The following is a 17682-nucleotide window of genomic DNA, read 5'->3' on the forward strand; positions in this document are numbered from 1 at the left end:
TGCGGCGGGTCCGTGCGCGGGCGGGTTCCGGGGGCCGGTTCCGGCGGGGCGCCGCGGCCGACCCGCTCAGAAGGGCAGCACGGCGCGCAGCAGGAACCCGTCGCCGCGCGTCCGCGTCGCCGTCAGCCCGCCGCCGGCCGCCGCCACCCGCTCCGCCAGGCCGGTCAGGCCGTTGCCCCGCCCGCCGCCCTCCCCGTGGACGCCGTCGTTGGACACCTCCACCACCAGGGCCCGGCCGCCCTCCCCCTCCACCAGGGAGAAGTCGATCCGGCAGCGGGCGGCCTCGCTGTGCCGCAGCACGTTGGTCCCGCCCTCGCGCACCACCCAGGCGGCCGTCCCGGACACGCGCGCGGGCACGTCCAGGCCCTCCAGCCCGGTGATCTCGACCCGCGTCCCGACCGTTTCCAGGACCCCGCGCACCGCGGCGGCCTCCTCGGCCGGGTCCGGCTCCCGGTAGCCGCCGACCGCCGCGCGCACCTGACCCAGGGCCTCCCGGGCCAGGTCGTGGACCTCGCCCAGCTCCTTCTCCGCGCGCTCGGGCGCCCGGTCGACGAGCCGGCCCGCCAGCTCGGCCTTGACCGCCAGCGCCGACAGGCTGTGCCCGAGCAGGTCGTGCATGTCGCGGGAGAACCGCAGCCGCTCCTCGGTGACCGCCAGCCGGGCCCGGGCCCGCTGGCCCTCGACCGCCTGCCGGGTGATGTCCCACAGCCAGATGGTGGCCACGGTGCTGGAGGCCATCACCAGCGCCCACAGGATGGACCCGACCCAGAACACGAACTGGAGGGGGAGCGGGACCTCCCCGCCCCCGACGAGGACGAACGGCCACGGGGCCGCCAGCAGCACCAGGGTGACGACGGCCCCGCGCCGGCGCGGGGCGGTGAACACCCCGGCGGACCACCAGGTGGCGAACAGGCCCATCGTCAGCACCGGGTCCCGCACCAGGGCGGCGGTGAGGCCGAGCAGGGCGAGCGACCCCCAGTAGAAGCGGGGGTCCGGGATCCGGCGGCCGTCGATCCGGTCGCGCACCAGGAACAGCACCAGGACCGCCAGGGGCACCGACGCGCCCAGGGCCGCGAGCGGGCGCCAGGCGTCGTCCCGGGGCCCGCTCAGGACGACCTCGAAGACCGGGATGCCCGCCAGCAGCACCGCCAGCATCCCCATCGTGACCATGATGACCAGGCGCCCGAAGCGCATGGTGCGTTCGACCTCGTCGGTACCGGGCATCAGCGCGCCTCCCCGGCGGGCGACGGGGAACCGTCGAGGGGCAGGCGGACGCGGAGCAGGAGGCCGCCCTCCGGTGTGCGCCCGGCCGTCAGCGCGCCGCCCTCCCGGCGCACCCGGTCGGCGAACCCGTCCGCCCCGCCGGGCTCGGGGTCCGCGCCGGGCCGGGCCCGGTCGCCGGACAGCTCCACCACGGCCCGCCCCGTCGCGGGGTCCCGGGAGAAGGAGATCCGGCAGTGCGCGGCGGTGCCGTGCCGCAGCAGGCGGGCACCTCCCTCGCGCACCGTCCACGCGGCGAGGGACGCCTCCGCCGGGGAGGGGTCCAGGTCCGCCAGCCCCGCCACGGAGGTCCGCACCCCGCCGGCCGCCAGTACCGCCGTCACCGAGCGCACCTCCCCGGCGAGTTCCAGCTCGCGGTATCCGCTGACCGCGGTGCGGATCCGGCGCAGCGCGTCGCGGGCCAGGGCGTGGACCTCGGCGGCCTCCGCGCGGGCCTGCTCCGGGTCGCGGGAGACGTTGCGCCCGGCACGGGCGGCCCGGACCGCGAGCACGTTCAGGTCCTGGCCCAACAGGTCCTGGAGGTCGCGGGTGAACCGCAGCCGCTCCACGGCGACCGCGAGCCGGGCCTTGGCCTCCTGGGCGGAGAAGGCCTCGCGCACGATGTCCCACAGCCGGAAGGAGACGGCGCACCCCAGGTAGAAGAGGCCCCACAGGAGGGCGCCGACCAGCCACACGAACAGCAGCGCCGCGAAGGGTGAGTCCGGGTGGAGGAACGGCCAGGCGATCCACGGCAGGAGTCCGGTCGCCGCCCCCAGCACCGCCGGATACCGGGCGCCGCGGTGCAGGTGCGTCATCACCGACAGCCAGGAGGCCAGGGCGCAGACCATGTAGGTCTCCTCCCTCAGGAACAGCGCACCCGTCCAGGCCAGGAGCACGGAGGCGGCGTACAGGCGCGGGTCCGGGACACCCTCGCCCCGCATACGGGCGGCGATGAGCGGCCCCATGCACGCGCACGAGGCCAGGAGGAGCACCAGGGACACGGTCTGCGGCCACAGCGGGTTCCCGTTGCCGTGTGTCTGGGCCATCTCGGCCAGCGGCCACAGGACCACGATCACGGGCGTCGCGCACACGCTGTACACGGTCATGGCGCGCGCGGTCCGCACGTGGCGGCGCTGCGCGGCGGTCAAGGCGGAAGTGTCCCGGTCCATCGTTCGAGTCTCCCTCATGGCGAACGCCCGCCCCGGCCGGGGCGGGCGCGCGGGACGCCGGGCGTCAGGGCTGGCGGGGGTCCCAGCGGAAGATGCGCAGGGCCAGTACGGCGAACAGGAGCGTCCACAGGAGCAGCAGCCCGATGGCGGGCAGGGCGGAGACCCACAGCTCCAGGAAACCGGCCGGAGCGGCGTTCTCGTAGCCGGAGAAGACGTCGTGGCCGGTGTAGGCGGCCTGGGCGAGCTGGCCCGCGGCGGTGGAGGGCAGGTAGCTCAGCACCTCGACGAACGCGTCCGGGAACATGGCGGTGGGGATGACCCCGCCGCCCGTGAACAGCAGGAACATCATCGGCACCATCGCGGCCATCTGGGCGGACTCGGCGGTGCGCGCCATCGGCGAGACGCACAGGCCCAGGAAGCTCATGGAGACGGCGCTCAGCGCGATCGCCAGCGCCAGCATGACCGGGTCCCCCGGCAGCGCTCCGGAGTTGGCGTAGATCAGGCCCACGCCCAGCACCGAGATGAGCAGGGACATGACGACCACCAGCAGGGTGACCGCGCCGAACAGCGCGCCCTGGGTGACCCCGCTGACCCGCATCTGCTTGAGGACCAGGGACTCGCGGCGCGCGGTGAACACGTTCGAGGGGTGGCCGATGCCGATGATCAGCCCGATGCTGCCCATCGCCGCGATCATGGCGAGGTCGGCGCTGCCGACGTCGCCCACGACGGGTTCGTTGGGCATGTTCATCGGGATGACGAACATGAACAGCGCCAGGGCGAGGAACATCCAGGCGGTCTTGTAGCGGACGAACAGGGTGAACTCGGTGCGCGTCAGCCGCAGGGTCTGGCGCAGCGGGCTCATGGCGGGCGGGCGGGCGACGGCGGGCGCCTCGGTGGCGGTGGTGGTCATGGTGTGCGCTCCAGGAGGGGTGGGTCGGCTGGGAGGGTCGGTGCGGCGGCCGGGGTCACTCCCCGGTGAGTCCGGTGGCGCCGGCCACCTGGAGGAAGACGTCCTCCAGCGAGGCGCCGCGCACCTGGAGGTTGCGCAGGACGACCCCGCGCTCGGCGGCCCAGGAGACGAGCGCGGCGACCACCCGGTACGCCCGGGACTCGACGTCGGCGCCGGTGACGGTGTAGGTGGCCCAGAGCCGGCCGTCGCGGGTCTGCACCGCGGACTCGGCCCCCGGCGGCTTCGGCAGGTCGTCGGTGCCGACCTCCTCGGGCAGCCGGAAGGTGATGCGGTCGCCCCAGGAGGCGAGGACCCCCTCCAGCGTCCCCTCGACCCGGATCTCGCCGCGGTGCATGATGGCGAGCCGGTCCGCCAGGCGCTCGGCCTCCTCCAGGTAGTGGGTGGTGAGCAGGACCGCGACGCCCTGCCGCTTGAGGTCGGAGATGATCCGCCAGGTGGTGTGGCGGGCCTCGGGGTCCATGCCGGTGGTGGGCTCGTCGAGGTAGAGGACCTCGGGCCGGGCGACCAGGGCCTGGGCGAGGATGAGGCGGCGCTTCTGGCCGCCGGAGAGCTGGCGGACGGGGACGGAGGCCTTGTCCGAGAGGTCGACCAGCTCCAGCAGCTCGTCGACGTCGCGGGCGAGGGAGACCAGGTCGTGGGCGAGCACGATGGACTCGCGGACCGTCAGGTCCTCCATGAGGCCGTTGCCCTGGAGGACGGCGCCGGTGCGGCCGCGCAGGGCCGCGGGCTGGCCGTAGGGGTCGGTGCCGAACACCCGCAGGGTCCCGGAGCTGGGGCGGCGGAAGCCCTCCAGCGTCTCGATGGTGGTGGTCTTGCCCGCGCCGTTGGTGCCCAGCAGGGCGAACAGCTCGCCGGGGCGGACCTCGAAGGAGATCCCCCGGACCGCCTCGAAGGAGCCGTAGTGCTGGTGGAGATCGCGGACGACCACCGCCGGGCCGTCGGGGCCGGTGCGGTCGGGGAGGGATGCGGTGCTCGTCGTCGTCATGCGTCCAGGTTCCCGGAATCGGGACCGGGGCCACAGACGCCGTTGTCACCGATCGGATGTGGGAATCCACCGGGGCCGACGATGACAGATGTCACAGGGCCGGGCCGCCGGGGAGAAGGCGCCGCCCGCACGCGCCCCTTCCTCACCGCGTGCGGGCGGCGACACCCCGGGAGGACGCCCGGCGCCCCCGGGGGGTGTTGATAAGAGTTCTACACGAAAAGCGGGGGCCGCGGGGGACGTTCTCCCTCCTTCTCGGAGCCCTCCCGATCCTTTCTCGGGAAGCAATATTCCACGGGTGATATCCCCGGGAGAAGGGGGCGGGACGAACAGCAGGAAACCCGTGCACAACAGAGCAAAAGCTACGGCGCAGGGGTGTCCGCGGAGCCCTTTTGGGCCTTTCCGCAGTTCCTCATATACGGACCCGGCCGGGGGCGCAACGTAAACCGACCGTTATTTGGAGTTCCCGGTCCGGACCGGCGGCCCCGCCGGCGCTCCCCCTCCGCGCGGGGACGGCGTCCCGCCGGGCGGCGCGGCCCCGTCCGGCCTCGGGCACCGGCGGCGGAAAACGGCCGTTCCCTTCCGGGCGGGCCCTGCCGACGCGCGGCCGGTGCGCGGCCCGCGCGGGAGCCCGGTTCCCCGTGCGCGCCGAAAGGCGGCCGTCACCGGACTTTCCGGACCAACGGGACTGAACCTAAGGTGGTCCCCATCTCCAACGACGAAGGATGTCCATGTCACCCAACCGCGGACTCCTGTGGTGCGGGGTCGCCGCAGGTCCCCTCTTCCTCGCGGTTTCCACCCTGGCGGGCGCCCTGCGTCCCGAATACTCCCTCGCCCGCCATCCGGTCAGCTCGCTGTCGCTCACCGGCTCCGGCGGTGTCCAGGTGGCGAACTTCCTGGTCGCCGGCGCCCTGCTGACGGCCTTCGCGGTCGGCGCGCACCGGGAGCTGGGCCGCGGCGGCGGCCCGGGGCCCCTCCCCTGGCTGCTGGGCCTGGCCGGGGCCGGCCTGATCGGCGCCGGGCTCTTCCGCGCCGACCCGGTGAGCGGGTACCCGCCGGGCACCCCCCACGAGCTGGTCTACACACCGCTGGGGGCCCTGCACGACGCGGCGTCCCTGCTGTTCTTCTTCGGCCTGCCGCTGGCCTTCACGGTCTTCGCGCTGCGCTGCCTGGCGCGGCGCGCGTGGGTGCCGGCCGGGTACTCCGTGCTCACCCTCGTGGTGTTCTTCGCCTGCTTCCTGTGGGCGGGGGCGGGGTTCCAGCAGAACCCGGAGCTGGTCGCCGTGGGCGGCCTCTACCAGCGGGCCGCGCTGCTGGCCGGGTTCGCCTGGACCACCGTGCTGGCCCTGCTCCTGCTCCGCTCCGAGAAGACCGCGGGGGCGGCCACCGTACGGTGACCGCCCCCGTCCGCGGGGCGGCGGGCCGGGCCCGCCGCCCCGCGGTCCGGCTCACGCCTGGGCGGGCTCGGCCGCCTCCCCGGCACCGGCGCCCCGGACCGAGCGCAGCAGCAGCTGGGAGACGTCGACGACCTCCAGAGTCTCCTTGGCCTCGCCCTGGGACTTCTTCTCGTTGATCGCGTCGCCCAGCATGACCTGGCAGAACGGGCACGCCGTGGACACGGTGTCGGGGTTCGTCGTCAGCGCCTCGTCCACCCGCTCGGTGTTGATGCGCTTGCCGATCCGCTCCTCCATCCACATGCGGGCGCCGCCGGCGCCGCAGCAGAAGCCCCGCTCCTTGTGGCGGTGCATCTCCTGCGTCTTGATGCCGGGCACCTTGGCCATGATGTCGCGCGGCGGCGTGTACACCTTGTTGTGGCGGCCCAGGAAGCACGGGTCGTGGTAGGTGATGTTCTCGTCGATGGACTCGACGGGGGTCAGCCTGCCCTCGTCCACCAGCTTGGCCAGCAGCTGGCTGTGGTGCACGACCTCGTAGGTGCCGCCCAGCTGCGGGTACTCGTTGGCCAGCGTGTTGAAGCAGTGCGGGCAGCTGGCGACGATCTTGGTGACGCCGGCCTCGTTGAGGGTCTCGACGTTCTGCTGGGCCAGCATCTGGAACACGTACTCCATGCCCAGGCGGCGCGCCGGGTCGCCGGTGCACGCCTCCATGCCGCCTAGGACGGCGAACTTGACGCCCGCGATGTCCAGCAGCTCGGCGATGGCCTTGGTGGTCTTCTTGGCCCGGTCCTCCAGCGCGCCCGCGCAGCCCACCCAGAACAGGTACTCGGTGTCCGCGTCGAGCTTGTCGTCGACGACCTGCACCTCGACCGGGTTCTCCTGGGAGGCCAGCTCCTCGATCCAGTCCATGCGCTTGTCCTCGGACATGCCCCACGGGTTGGCCTTGTTCTCCAGGTTCTTCAGGAGGGTGTTGGCCTCGGACGGGAAGTTGGACTCGACCATGACCTGGTAGCGGCGCATGTCGAGGATGTGGTCGATGTGCTCGATGTCCACCGGGCACTGCTCGACGCAGGCGCCGCAGTTGGTGCAGGCCCACAGCTCGTCGGGGTGGATGACCCCGCCCTCCTCCTCGGTGCCGACCAGCGGCTTCTCCAGGAGGGCCAGCACGTCGACGCCGGCGTGGCTGTCGTCGGGCTTCTCGGCGAGGGTCTCGGCGTTGATCCCCTGGAGCAGGTACGGGGCCTTCTCGTAGGCGTGCCGCTGGAGGTCGAGGATGACCTTCTTGGGCGAGAGGGGCTTGCCGGTGTTCCAGGCCGGGCACTGGGACTGGCAGCGGCCGCACTCGGTGCAGGTGGAGAAGTCGAGCAGGCCCTTCCAGGTGAAGTCCTCGATCTTGCCGGCGCCGAACGGGTCCTCGTCGGGGTCGGCCTCCTCGAAGTCCAGGGGCGCGCTGCCGTCCTTGTCCATCATCTGCTTGGCGGCGCCCAGCGTCGGGGCGCCGTCGGCGTTGCGCTTGAAGTAGATGTTGACCGGGGCCAGGAAGCGGTGCCAGCCCACGCCCATGGTCAGCTGCCTGGCCAGGACGATGAAGAACGCGTAGCTGATGACCAGCTTGAACGCGGCGATCAGGGCGATGGCCGGGTCGGCGACCGCGGCCTCGCCGGGCAGGACCGCGCCGACCGCGTGGGAGATCGGGGTGGCCCACACCGGGAAGGGGAAGGTGTCGGAGGCGACCTTGAACCCGCGGATCGCGAAGATCGCGAAGAGCAGGCCGATGATGTACGCCTCGACGTAGTAGGCGGTCCAGGCCTTGGAGTACATGAAGCGCGAGGCGCGGCCCTTGCGCGCGGGGCTGTTGAGCAGCCGGTACGCGGTCAGCCCCAGGATGCCGACGAGGCTGGTCCCGGCGATGAACTCGATGGCCAGCCCGTAGACCGTCCAGTCGTGGATGAACGGCAGGTGGAAGTGCGGGTCGAAGACCTCGCCCTGGGCCTCGATGACGGTGAAGACGAGCAGGGGGAAGGAGACCATCACGAACCAGTGGGCCACGCCCACCCACGGCCGCTTGAGCATCCGGCCGTGGCCGACGATCTCGACGACCGCCATGGTCAGCCGTTGCCCGAACGGTCCCTTGCGCTCTGCCTCCACCGGTCGGCCCACGTTCACGGTCCGCACGATCTGGCGGATGGCCAGACCGAACATGGTGAAGGCGACCACGGCGAGGACCGAGGTGATGATGCCCAGTGTGAGGTACAGCATCGCCCGTGGCCTCCCATCCTGCTGCGTCGGCCGGTGCGCCACACACCGGCGGTCGAGACTATGTTACTAGCGGGTAATCATGCGGTGGCCACCGGCTCTGCGGGGAGCCGCGACCGCGCAGGGGCAACGCTAGTGACTCCTGCGGCAACGAAACCACGGGGGCCCACCCTGATCATCCCGTGACACGCGCCGCCCCGGCGCACCCGCGGGCGCCCCGCACCCGCCATTCCACCGCTCCCCCGTGCCGCCCGGCATCGGTCATCCCACCGGCGGCGGGCCCGGCGCACCGGCGCACCGCCCGCACCGGGGGTGCCGGCGCGGCCCCCGCCGACGCGCACGCGGGCGCCTCCGCGACCCGACCGGAACACGGACGCAGGCCCGCGCACCGCTCCTGCGCCGGGGGGTCACGGCGCGGCCCCCGCCGGAGCGCACACGGGCCGCCTCCCCCGCGACCCGGCCGGGGCGCGGAGCGTCGGCGCACCGCCCGCCCGAGCCGGGTCGACTCGCGACGGGCGGAACCGGGCCCGCGGGCGCCCCCGCGCGCCGGCGGCCCGGTCGCGGCGGGCCCGGGGTCTTCGGGGAGGGCGCGGCTCAGCCCTGGGGGGAGATCACGTTGGCGGCGACCATGGCGCTGACCGTCGCGTTGACGACGATCGCGGTCGTGGTGCGCGTGACCGCCTCGGCGGCGGCCCCCGCTCCCCAGTCACCCTGTTCGAGCGCCTTGGCGCGGGTGATGACGTCCGAGTTCCAGGGGATCTCCTTGTGCAGCTGCGGCAGCGAGCCGCTGGCCGAGACCAGCGCGGCGAGCGCGGCCACCCGCGGCTCCGGCGGCTCCCCGTCCTCCAGGACGGCGCGGACGCTCTCCACCAGCCCCGCCCGGCGCCCACTGCCGTCCTCCAGGGCCGTCGTGGTGAACAACCCGAGGGCCCTGCGCTTCTCGCGGCGGATGTCACCGCGCCCGACGAGCCGGTCCAGCAGGGGGCCGCGCAGCCCGGGACCGACGGCCGCCAGGACCGTCTGGGCGTTGCGCGGCTTGTCCGAGACGTAGTCCCAGCCGGACCGCAGGAGCTCGTCGTCCGGGGCGTTGCCCTGCACCGCCCGGACCTGCGCGCCGCCGAGCCGGTGCTCGCCGATCTCCACGTTGCCCTCGATGCCCAACTCCGTGAGCACGGCTCCCCCGAGCACGTAGAACAGCGTGTTCTCGCCCGCGATCGTGCCCGAGTCGGGCTGGAACAGAACGAGGAGGACGTCCTCGGCCAGGAGCGGCGCCCCGGTCCTCTCCGAGATGTCCCCGGCGTGCAGCGTCATCGGTGTCGCCTCTTTCGGTCGCGGTGCGGCGGGCCCTCCCGAGTGTTCCAGACCGAGCGGTACAGAGGAAGCGGACCGGGCCGGGCCGCCGCGCGCGGGGGCTCAGGCGGCCTGATCGCCGGGAGGGCCCGATGCGGCGCCCGGGGCCGGCGCACCCGGGGGCTCGACCTCCACCGCCGGGGGTCCCCCGGGGCCTGCGCGCGGGGGCTCAGACCCCGGCGGGGACGCGGGCCTCGGGGGCGGTGTACACGCGCACCCGGGGGTCCTGCGGCGCGAGCAGCAGCATCCGGCCGAGGAGGGCCTCGGCGTGCGCGCAGGCGTGCACCACCGGGGGCAGCGACACCAGGAACAGCGCCCCCGCGGCCATGTGCAGCAGGGTGGTGGCCACCAGCGGGTGCTCGGCCGACACCAGCGAGCCGGCGTCGGTGTAGCCCGGAACGGTGTACAGCGACCAGCCCCAGAGCGGGGAGAGCAGTCCGGCCAGGGCCCCCGCCCACCACACCGCCGTGAAGACGAAGGAGACCAGCGAGACCGGGAGGCGCACCACCGCGTGCAGCGCCTCCAGCCGGCTGCGGCCGCAGCCGAGCGGGGCCAGCGCCCGGCGCAGCGGCCCGGCCCCGGGGGCGGGGGCCCGGTAGGGGGCGCGCAACACGGGTCCGCCGGTCAGGTCCGCGAGGCGGACGCGCTCCGCGTGCGCGAGCCCGCGGGCGGCGTACAGGGTGCCCGCCAGCAGGAACAGCCCCACCCCGGCGACCGCGGAGCCCAGGCCCGCGGCCAGCCCGGTGAGGACCAGCGAGAAGGAGACCACGGCGAGGGGCAGGCCGAGGAGCGCGTACCGGGTGTCGGCGAGGAGCCGGGAGGTCAGTCGGGGGAGGGTCTGTGCGTCCATGCCCCGACGGTAGGCCCGCGGCCCCGGTCCCGTCGGGGCCGCGCGCACCCCTCTCCGGGGCCGCCGCCCCCCGTATCGGAGGTGGTGCGCGCACCACCCGCGGGCCCGTCCCCCGTTCTCGTCGGGGTCGACCCCGAGGCCCGGTCAAGGATCCCCCCGGGTTCCCCCGGGGTTGCGCCATCTTCCTCGTGAAAACCCCCGAAGTCGGGAACAACCTCGCAGGGTCGCTCGTTGTCAGGTCGTAGAAAGTAACTTGAGTCGGGTCGACTCAACTGACTTGACATCCCTCGCCGGACGAAGCAAACTTACGCCCGAACGACTCAACTTTGACGGAGGAAGCAACATGGCACGTGCGGTCGGAATCGACCTCGGTACGACGAACTCCTGTGTCGCGGTCCTGGAGGGCGGCGAGCCCACGGTCATCACCAACGCCGAGGGGTCGCGCACCACCCCGTCCGTGGTCGCCTTCGCCAAGAACGGCGAGGTCCTCGTCGGAGAGGTCGCCAAGCGCCAGGCGGTCACCAACGTCGACCGCACCATCCGGTCGGTCAAGCGCCACATCGGCACCGACTGGTCGGTGAAGATCGACGACAAGACCTTCAACCCCCAGCAGATCAGCGCCTTCATCCTGCAGAAGCTCAAGCGCGACGCCGAGGCCTACCTCGGCGAGGACGTGGCCGACGCGGTCATCACCGTCCCCGCCTACTTCAGCGACTCCCAGCGCCAGGCCACCAAGGAGGCCGGCACGATCGCGGGCCTCAACGTCCTGCGCATCATCAACGAGCCCACCTCGGCCGCCCTCGCCTACCACCTGGAGAAGGAGGACGAGGCCACCATCCTGGTCTACGACCTCGGCGGCGGCACCTTCGACGTCTCCCTGCTGGAGGTCGGCGACGGCGTGGTGGAGGTCAAGGCCACCAACGGCGACAACCACCTGGGCGGCGACGACTGGGACCAGGCCGTCGTGGACTGGCTGGTGGAGAAGTTCAAGAACTCCAACGGCGTGGACCTGGCCAAGGACAAGATGGCGCTCCAGCGCCTGCGCGAGGCCGCGGAGAAGGCCAAGATCGAGCTGTCCTCCTCCAGCGAAACGCAGATCAACCTGCCCTACATCACCGCTTCGGCGGAGGGCCCGCTGCACCTGGACGAGAAGCTCACGCGCGCCGAGTTCCAGCGCCTGACCTCGGACCTGGTCGAGCGCACCAAGATCCCGTTCCAGCAGGTCATCAAGGACGCCGGGATCAGCCTCAGCGAGATCGAGCACGTGGTGATGGTCGGCGGCTCCACCCGCATGCCCGCCATCGTCGAGCTGGTCAAGGAGCTGACCGGGGGCAAGGAGCCCAACAAGGGCGTCAACCCCGACGAGGTCGTGGCCATCGGCGCCGCGCTCCAGGCCGGCGTCCTCAAGGGCGAGGTCAAGGACGTCCTGCTGCTGGACGTCACCCCGCTGTCGCTGGGCATCGAGACCAAGGGCGGGGTGTTCACCAAGCTCATCGAGCGCAACACCACCATCCCGACCAAGCGCTCCGAGATCTTCACGACGGCCGACGACAACCAGCCGTCCGTGCAGATCCAGGTCTACCAGGGCGAGCGCGAGATGGCCCGCGACAACAAGAAGCTGGGCGTCTTCGACCTGACCGGCCTGCCCCCGGCGCCGCGCGGCGTCCCGCAGATCGAGGTGGCCTTCGACATCGACGCCAACGGCATCGTCAACGTCACCGCCAAGGACCTGGGCACCGGCCGCGAGCAGTCGGTCACCATCTCGGGCGGCTCGGCGATGTCCAAGGACGACATCGACAAGATGGTCCGCGACGCCGAGCAGTACGCCGAGGAGGACCGCAAGCGCCGCGAGAGCGCCGAGGTCCGCAACAACGCCGAGTCCCTCGTGTTCCAGACCGAGAAGGTCATCAAGGACAACGAGGACAAGATCCCGGCGGACGTGCGCTCGGAGACCGAGGCGGCCCTGGGCGACCTGAAGACCGCCCTGGAGGGCTCGGACGTCGACACGATCCGCACCGCGAGCGAGAAGGTCGCGCTCGCCAGCCAGAAGATCGGCTCGGCCATCTACAGCCAGGGCCAGCAGAGCTCCGACGGCGCCGCCGCCGACGGCGAGCCCGCCGCGGACTCCGCCGCCGACGACTCCGACGTCGTGGACGCCGAGATCGTCGACGAGGACAACAAGAACGACCGGTCCTGACCCGCTTCGGCCGAGAGGAAGGAGGGCGTATCCCAGATGGCGCTGTCTGACAACACCAACGGCACCGCCGGTGACGGTGAGGAGCGCCGGGGTCCGGTGATCCGCGACAACCGCCGCATCGACCCGGAGACCGGGGAGGTCCGCGAGCCGCAGGCGGAGGAGACCGCCGGGGACGCGGAGGAGGCGGTCGAGGACACCGCGGCCGACGACGCCGGCGAGGAGGGTGTCGAGGGCTTCGAGGTCCCGGACACCCCCGAGCAGGTGGTCTCCGAGGCGATCAACGCCGACGAGCGGGTCGTGGAGCTCACCAACGACATCAAGCGCGTGCAGGCGGAGTACTCCAACTACCGCAAGCGCGTCGAGCGGGACCGGGTGGCCGTCCGCGAGGTCGCCACCGCCCAGGTGCTCGGCGAACTCCTGCCGATCCTGGACGACATCGGCCGGGCCCGCGACCACGACGAGCTCAACGGCGGGTTCAAGGCGGTGGGCGAGTCCCTGGAGGGCGCGGTCGCCAAGCTGGGCCTGGAGCGGTTCGCGGAGAAGGGCGACGCGTTCGACCCGACCGTGCACGAGGCGCTGACGCTGATCCCGGTCCCCGACATCACCGTCCAGACGGTGGTGGAGGTGTTCCAGCCGGGGTACCGGATCGGTGAGCGCGTCCTGCGCCCGGCCCGCGTGGTCGTCGGCGACCCCGTCGACGGGGCCGGCGAGGCGTCCGGGACCGGGGACACCGAGACCGGGGACGCGGACGAGAAGTAGCGGGACGACCCCGCAGGGCCCCGGCCGCACCCCCGCGGGTGCGGCCGGGGCCGACCCCGGGCCCGCGCGGCCCGGGACGACCTGGCAACATCGGACGCGATCTGAGCAGCGGGAGAAGGCACCCAGTCGATGAGCACCAAGGACTACCTGGAGAAGGACTACTACAAGGTCCTCGGAGTCTCAAAGACCGCCTCCAAGGACGAGATCAAGTCGTCCTACCGCAAGCTGGCGCGTGAGAACCACCCCGACGCCAACACGGGCGACCCCAAGGCGGAGGACCGCTTCAAGGAGATCTCCGAGGCGTACAACGTCCTGTCGGACGACAAACGCCGCAAGGAGTACGACGACGCGCGGTCCCTGTTCGGCGGCTCCTACCGGCCCGGCGGCGGCGGGACCGGCCCCGGCGGGTTCGACATGAGCGACCTGTTCGGGCAGGGCGGCGGCACGGCGGGCGGCACCACCGGCGGCGGCGAGCGCCTCAGCGACCTGTTCGGCGGCCTGTTCGGCGGCCGGGGCCGCGGCGGCACGGGGACGCGCAGCAGACGCGGCTCCGACGTGGAGACCGAGACCACCCTGACCTTCCGCGAGGCCGCGGACGGGGCGACCCGCTCCTTCCAGCTGGCCAGCGACGCCCCCTGTCCCACCTGCAAGGGGACCGGGGCCAAGGCGGGCACCGCCCCGCGGATGTGCCCCAAGTGCTCGGGCACCGGGCACGAGAACACCAACCTCGGCGGCTTCTCGCTGTCGGAGCCGTGCAGCGAGTGCAAGGGGCGCGGCCTCGTCGTCGACGACCCCTGCGCCACCTGCAACGGCAGCGGGCGCGGCAAGAGCACCCGCACCATCCAGACGCGCATCCCCGGCGGGGTGGCCGACGGCCAGCGCATCCGCATCAAGGGCAAGGGCGCGCCGGGAGAGAACGGCGGCCCCGCGGGTGACCTGTACGTCGTCGTCCACGTGAAGGAGCACCCGGTGTTCGGCAGGAGCGGCGACAACGTGACGATCACCGTCCCGGTCACCTTCCCCGAGGCGGTGCTCGGCGCCGACGTCCGCATCCCGACGCTGACCGGCTTCCCCGTGACCGTGAAGGTGCCGCCGGGCACGCAGAACGGCCACAAGCTGCGGGTGCGCGGCAAGGGGGCGACCCGCAAGGACGGCACCGCCGGCGACATGATCGTCACCCTGGAGGTCTCCGTGCCCCGGGATCTCAACGGCGACGCCCGCGAGGCCCTGGAGAAGTTCCGCGCGGCGACGTCCGACTTCGACCCGCGCGACGGCCTCGAAGCGCGGGCGAAGGGCGCGTGAGTCCGATGAGCGACTCCTTCGGCGTCGACGCCCCGGTCTACGTCATATCCGTGGCGGCCGAGCTGGCCGGCATGCACCCGCAGACGCTGCGGCAGTACGACCGGCTGGGGATCGTGTCCCCGGGCCGGACCTCCGGACGCGGCAGGCGCTACTCCATGCGCGACGTGCAAACGCTGCGCGAGGTGCAGCGGCTGTCGCAGGAGGAGGGCATCAACCTGGCCGGGATCAAGCGGATCCTGGAGCTGGAGCACGAGGTGGAGGAGCTGCGCGAGCACGTGTTCCACCTGGCGAACGAGCTGGAGGCGGCGCGCCGGGCGGTGGCGCGCCGGGCGCGCCCTCCCCACACCGAGAGCGGGTCCGCGGTACGCGGCGAACTGGTCCGGCGCACCCGCGTGACGATCTTCAACACCGCCGAGGACGACGGCCCGCGCAAGGACCCCGGGCCGAAGGGCCCCGACCGCGCCGCGGGCGACGAGGCCTGACGGCCCGCCGGGGTCCGCACGGCGGCACGGGGGACCCGCGGACCGCACACCACCACTCTTCGTCACCAGACTTGCGAAAGGAGTCACCGCACATGAACTACAAGCTCACGCAGAAGAGCCAGGAGGCCCTGTCGGTGGCCATCCGGCGGGCCACCACGGACGGCAACCCGCAGACCGAGCCGGTGCACCTGCTGGCCGCGCTGCTGGACCAGGCCGAGGGGATCACCCGCCCGCTGCTCAAGGAGGTCGGCGCCGACCCCGACCGCCTCAAGGACAGGGTGGACGCCGCCATCGGCGCGCTGCCCAAGGTGTCCGGGTCCACGACCGCGTCGCCCAGCTCCTCCCGGCAGCTCATCGTCTCCATCAACACCGCCGCCCAGCGCGCCAAGCAGATGGAGGACGAGTACGTCTCGACCGAGCACCTGCTGGTGGGCCTGGCCGCCGACGGCGGCGAGGCCGCCCGGCTGCTCAAGGACGCCGGGGCCGCCCCCGAGGCGCTGCTCGACGCGTTCGAGCGGGTGCGCGGCAAGGGGAGGATCACCACGGAGAACCCCGAGGAGACCTACCAGGCGCTGGAGAAGTACGGCGTCGACCTGACCGAGCGGGCCCGCGAGGGCAAGGTGGACCCGGTGATCGGCCGCGACGGGGAGATCCGGCGGGTCATCCAGGTGCTCAGCCGCCGCACCAAGAACAACCCGGTCCTCATCGGCGAGCCCGGCGTCGGCAAAACCGCCGTGGTGGAGGGCCTGGCCCAGCGGATCGTCGCGGGCGACGTGCCGCAGTCCCTGCTCGGCAAGAAGCTGATCAGCCTGGACCTGTCGGCGATGGTGGCGGGCGCCAAGTACCGGGGCGAGTTCGAGGAGCGCCTCAAGGCGGTGCTCCAGGAGATCAAGGACTCCGACGGCCAGGTCATCACGTTCATCGACGAGCTGCACACCATGGTCGGCGCCGGGGCCTCCGGGGACGGCTCCATGGACGCCGGGAACATGCTGAAGCCGATGCTGGCCCGCGGCGAGCTGCGCATGGTCGGCGCGACCACCCTGGACGAGTACCGGGAGCGCATCGAGAAGGACCCCGCGCTGGAGCGCCGGTTCCAGCAGGTGTTCGTGGGCGAGCCGTCGGCCACCGACACCATCGCGATCCTGCGCGGGCTCAAGGGGCGCTACGAGGCGCACCACAAGGTGCAGATCTCCGACTCGGCCCTGGTGGCCGCCGCGACCCTGTCCGACCGGTACATCACCGCGCGCTTCCTGCCGGACAAGGCCATCGACCTCATCGACGAGGCCGCGTCCCGGCTGCGCATGGAGATCGACTCCAGCCCGGTGGAGATCGACGAGCTGCGCCGCACCGTCGACCGCCTCAAGATGGAGGAGATGGCGCTCGACAAGGAGTCGGACACCGCGTCCCGGCAGCGGCTGGAGCGGCTGCGCTCGGACCTGGCCGACCGCCAGGAGCGCCTCAACGGCCTGGTCGCCCGCTGGGAGCAGGAGAAGGCGGGCCTGAACCGGGTCGGCGAGCTCAAGGGCCGGCTGGACGAGCTGCGCACCCGGGCCGAGCTGGCCGAGCGCGAGGGCGACTTCACCACGGCGTCCCGGCTGATGTACGGGGAGATCCCGCAGCTGGAGAAGCAGCTGGAGGAGGCCGCCCAGGCCGAGGAGTCCACCGGCCCCGAGACCGACACCATGGTCAAGGACGAGGTGGGCGCCGACGAGGTCGCCGAGGTGGTGTCGTCCTGGACCGGCATCCCCGTGGGGCGGATGATGGAGGGCGAGACCTCCAAGCTGCTGCGCATGGAGGACGAGCTGGGCAGGCGGCTCATCGGCCAGCGCGACGCGGTGGTGGCCGTGGCGGACGCGGTGCGCCGGGCCCGCGCGGGCATCTCCGACCCCGACCGGCCGACCGGCTCGTTCCTGTTCCTGGGGCCGACCGGCGTCGGCAAGACCGAGCTGGCCAAGGCGCTGGCGGACTTCCTGTTCGACGACGAGCGGGCGATCGTGCGGATCGACATGAGCGAGTACTCCGAGAAGCACTCGGTGTCCCGCCTGGTCGGCGCGCCCCCCGGGTACGTCGGCTACGAGGAGGGCGGCCAGCTCACCGAGGCGGTGCGCCGCCGCCCGTACACGGTGGTGCTGCTGGACGAGGTGGAGAAGGCCCACATCGAGGTGTTCGACACCCTGCTCCAGGTCCTGGACGACGGCCGGCTGACCGACGGCCAGGGGCGGGTGGTGGACTTTCGCAACACGATCCTCATCCTCACCTCCAACCTGGGCTCGCAGTTCCTGGTGGACCAGACCCTGGACGAGGCGACCCGCGGGCAGCGGGTGATGGACGTGGTGCGGGCGACGTTCAAGCCCGAGTTCCTCAACCGGCTCGACGACGTCATCATGTTCGACGCGCTGTCCATCGAGGACCTGACGCGGATCGTGGACCTGCAGGTGGACAGGCTGGCCCGCCGGCTGGCCGACCGGCGCCTGCACCTGGACGTGACCCCGGGGGCGCGGGAGTGGCTGGCGATGACCGGCTACGACCCCAACTACGGTGCCCGGCCGCTGCGCCGCCTGGTGCAGTCCTCGATCGGCGACCCGCTCGCCCGCGAGCTGCTGTCGGGCCGGCTGGCCGAGGGGGACACGGTCGTGGTGGACGTCAACGACGCCGCCGACAGCCTGGTCGTGACGGCCCGCCCGATCGGCAGCCCGGCCGGCTAGCACCGG

Annotated in this window: 13 protein-coding genes; 6 read left to right on the forward strand and 7 right to left on the reverse strand. The window is 72.7% G+C overall.

Features of this window, described 5'->3' with window-relative positions; translation table 11 throughout:
- Window positions 1–66: 66 nt before the first annotated feature.
- The 4 genes from BUE45_RS18255 to BUE45_RS18270 all read right to left on the reverse strand — a co-directional run bounded on the left by BUE45_RS18255 (window position 67) and on the right by BUE45_RS18270 (window position 4384).
- Window positions 67–1224 carry a sensor histidine kinase gene (locus BUE45_RS18255; RefSeq protein ID WP_073380564.1) on the reverse strand — a complete coding sequence of 386 codons (1158 nt, stop codon included), beginning with the start codon at window positions 1222–1224 and terminating at the stop codon, window positions 67–69.
- Window positions 1224–2408 (reverse strand): sensor histidine kinase, encoded by a 1185-nt coding sequence (locus BUE45_RS18260; RefSeq protein ID WP_178378568.1) that lies wholly within the window; start codon window positions 2406–2408, stop codon window positions 1224–1226. Before BUE45_RS18260 ends, BUE45_RS18255 begins: the two co-directional genes overlap by 1 nt.
- A gap of 85 nt (window positions 2409–2493) precedes the next feature.
- Window positions 2494–3339: an ABC transporter permease gene (locus BUE45_RS18265; RefSeq protein WP_073380566.1), complete on the reverse strand. Its 846-nt coding sequence runs from the start codon at window positions 3337–3339 to the stop codon at window positions 2494–2496.
- A 55-nt stretch (window positions 3340–3394) separates the two neighbouring features.
- On the reverse strand, window positions 3395–4384 hold the full coding sequence (locus BUE45_RS18270; RefSeq protein WP_073380567.1) for an ABC transporter ATP-binding protein: 990 nt from the start codon (window positions 4382–4384) through the stop codon (window positions 3395–3397).
- Between the two features lie 728 nt (window positions 4385–5112).
- Here BUE45_RS18270 and BUE45_RS18275 point away from each other — a divergent pair.
- Window positions 5113–5778: a DUF998 domain-containing protein gene (locus tag BUE45_RS18275; protein ID WP_245833338.1), complete on the forward strand. Its 666-nt coding sequence runs from the start codon at window positions 5113–5115 to the stop codon at window positions 5776–5778.
- A 51-nt stretch (window positions 5779–5829) separates the two neighbouring features.
- Here BUE45_RS18275 and BUE45_RS18280 read toward each other — a convergent pair whose 3' ends face one another.
- The 3 genes from BUE45_RS18280 to BUE45_RS18290 all read right to left on the reverse strand — a co-directional run bounded on the left by BUE45_RS18280 (window position 5830) and on the right by BUE45_RS18290 (window position 10231).
- Entirely contained in the window at window positions 5830–8034 is a 2205-nt protein-coding gene (locus tag BUE45_RS18280; protein ID WP_178378569.1) for a (Fe-S)-binding protein, read from the reverse strand.
- Window positions 8035–8625: 591 nt separating this feature from the next.
- The gene (locus BUE45_RS18285) at window positions 8626–9342 is read right to left on the reverse strand and encodes a GOLPH3/VPS74 family protein (protein ID WP_073380569.1); all 717 of its coding nucleotides are present in this window, start codon (window positions 9340–9342) and stop codon (window positions 8626–8628) included.
- Window positions 9343–9550: 208 nt separating this feature from the next.
- Window positions 9551–10231 (reverse strand): sensor domain-containing protein, encoded by a 681-nt coding sequence (locus tag BUE45_RS18290; RefSeq protein ID WP_073380570.1) that lies wholly within the window; start codon window positions 10229–10231, stop codon window positions 9551–9553.
- A gap of 343 nt (window positions 10232–10574) precedes the next feature.
- Here BUE45_RS18290 and dnaK point away from each other — a divergent pair, with 343 nt between their 5' ends.
- The 5 genes from dnaK to clpB all read left to right on the forward strand — a co-directional run bounded on the left by dnaK (window position 10575) and on the right by clpB (window position 17676).
- The gene (gene dnaK, locus BUE45_RS18295; RefSeq protein ID WP_073380571.1) at window positions 10575–12428 is read left to right on the forward strand and encodes a molecular chaperone DnaK; all 1854 of its coding nucleotides are present in this window, start codon (window positions 10575–10577) and stop codon (window positions 12426–12428) included.
- A gap of 36 nt (window positions 12429–12464) precedes the next feature.
- Entirely contained in the window at window positions 12465–13187 is a 723-nt protein-coding gene (gene grpE / locus BUE45_RS18300) for a nucleotide exchange factor GrpE (RefSeq protein ID WP_073380572.1), read from the forward strand.
- Window positions 13188–13316: 129 nt separating this feature from the next.
- Entirely contained in the window at window positions 13317–14489 is a 1173-nt protein-coding gene (gene dnaJ, locus BUE45_RS18305; RefSeq protein WP_073380573.1) for a molecular chaperone DnaJ, read from the forward strand.
- Between the two features lie 5 nt (window positions 14490–14494).
- The gene (locus tag BUE45_RS18310; protein ID WP_178378570.1) at window positions 14495–14971 is read left to right on the forward strand and encodes a heat shock protein transcriptional repressor HspR; all 477 of its coding nucleotides are present in this window, start codon (window positions 14495–14497) and stop codon (window positions 14969–14971) included.
- Window positions 14972–15063: 92 nt separating this feature from the next.
- On the forward strand, window positions 15064–17676 hold the full coding sequence (gene clpB, locus BUE45_RS18315; protein ID WP_073380575.1) for an ATP-dependent chaperone ClpB: 2613 nt from the start codon (window positions 15064–15066) through the stop codon (window positions 17674–17676).
- The last annotated feature ends 6 nt before the right edge of the window (window positions 17677–17682 follow it).

The sequence above is a fragment of the Nocardiopsis flavescens genome (genome assembly GCF_900141985.1).
GTDB classification, from domain to species: Bacteria; Actinomycetota; Actinomycetes; order Streptosporangiales; family Streptosporangiaceae; genus Nocardiopsis; species Nocardiopsis flavescens.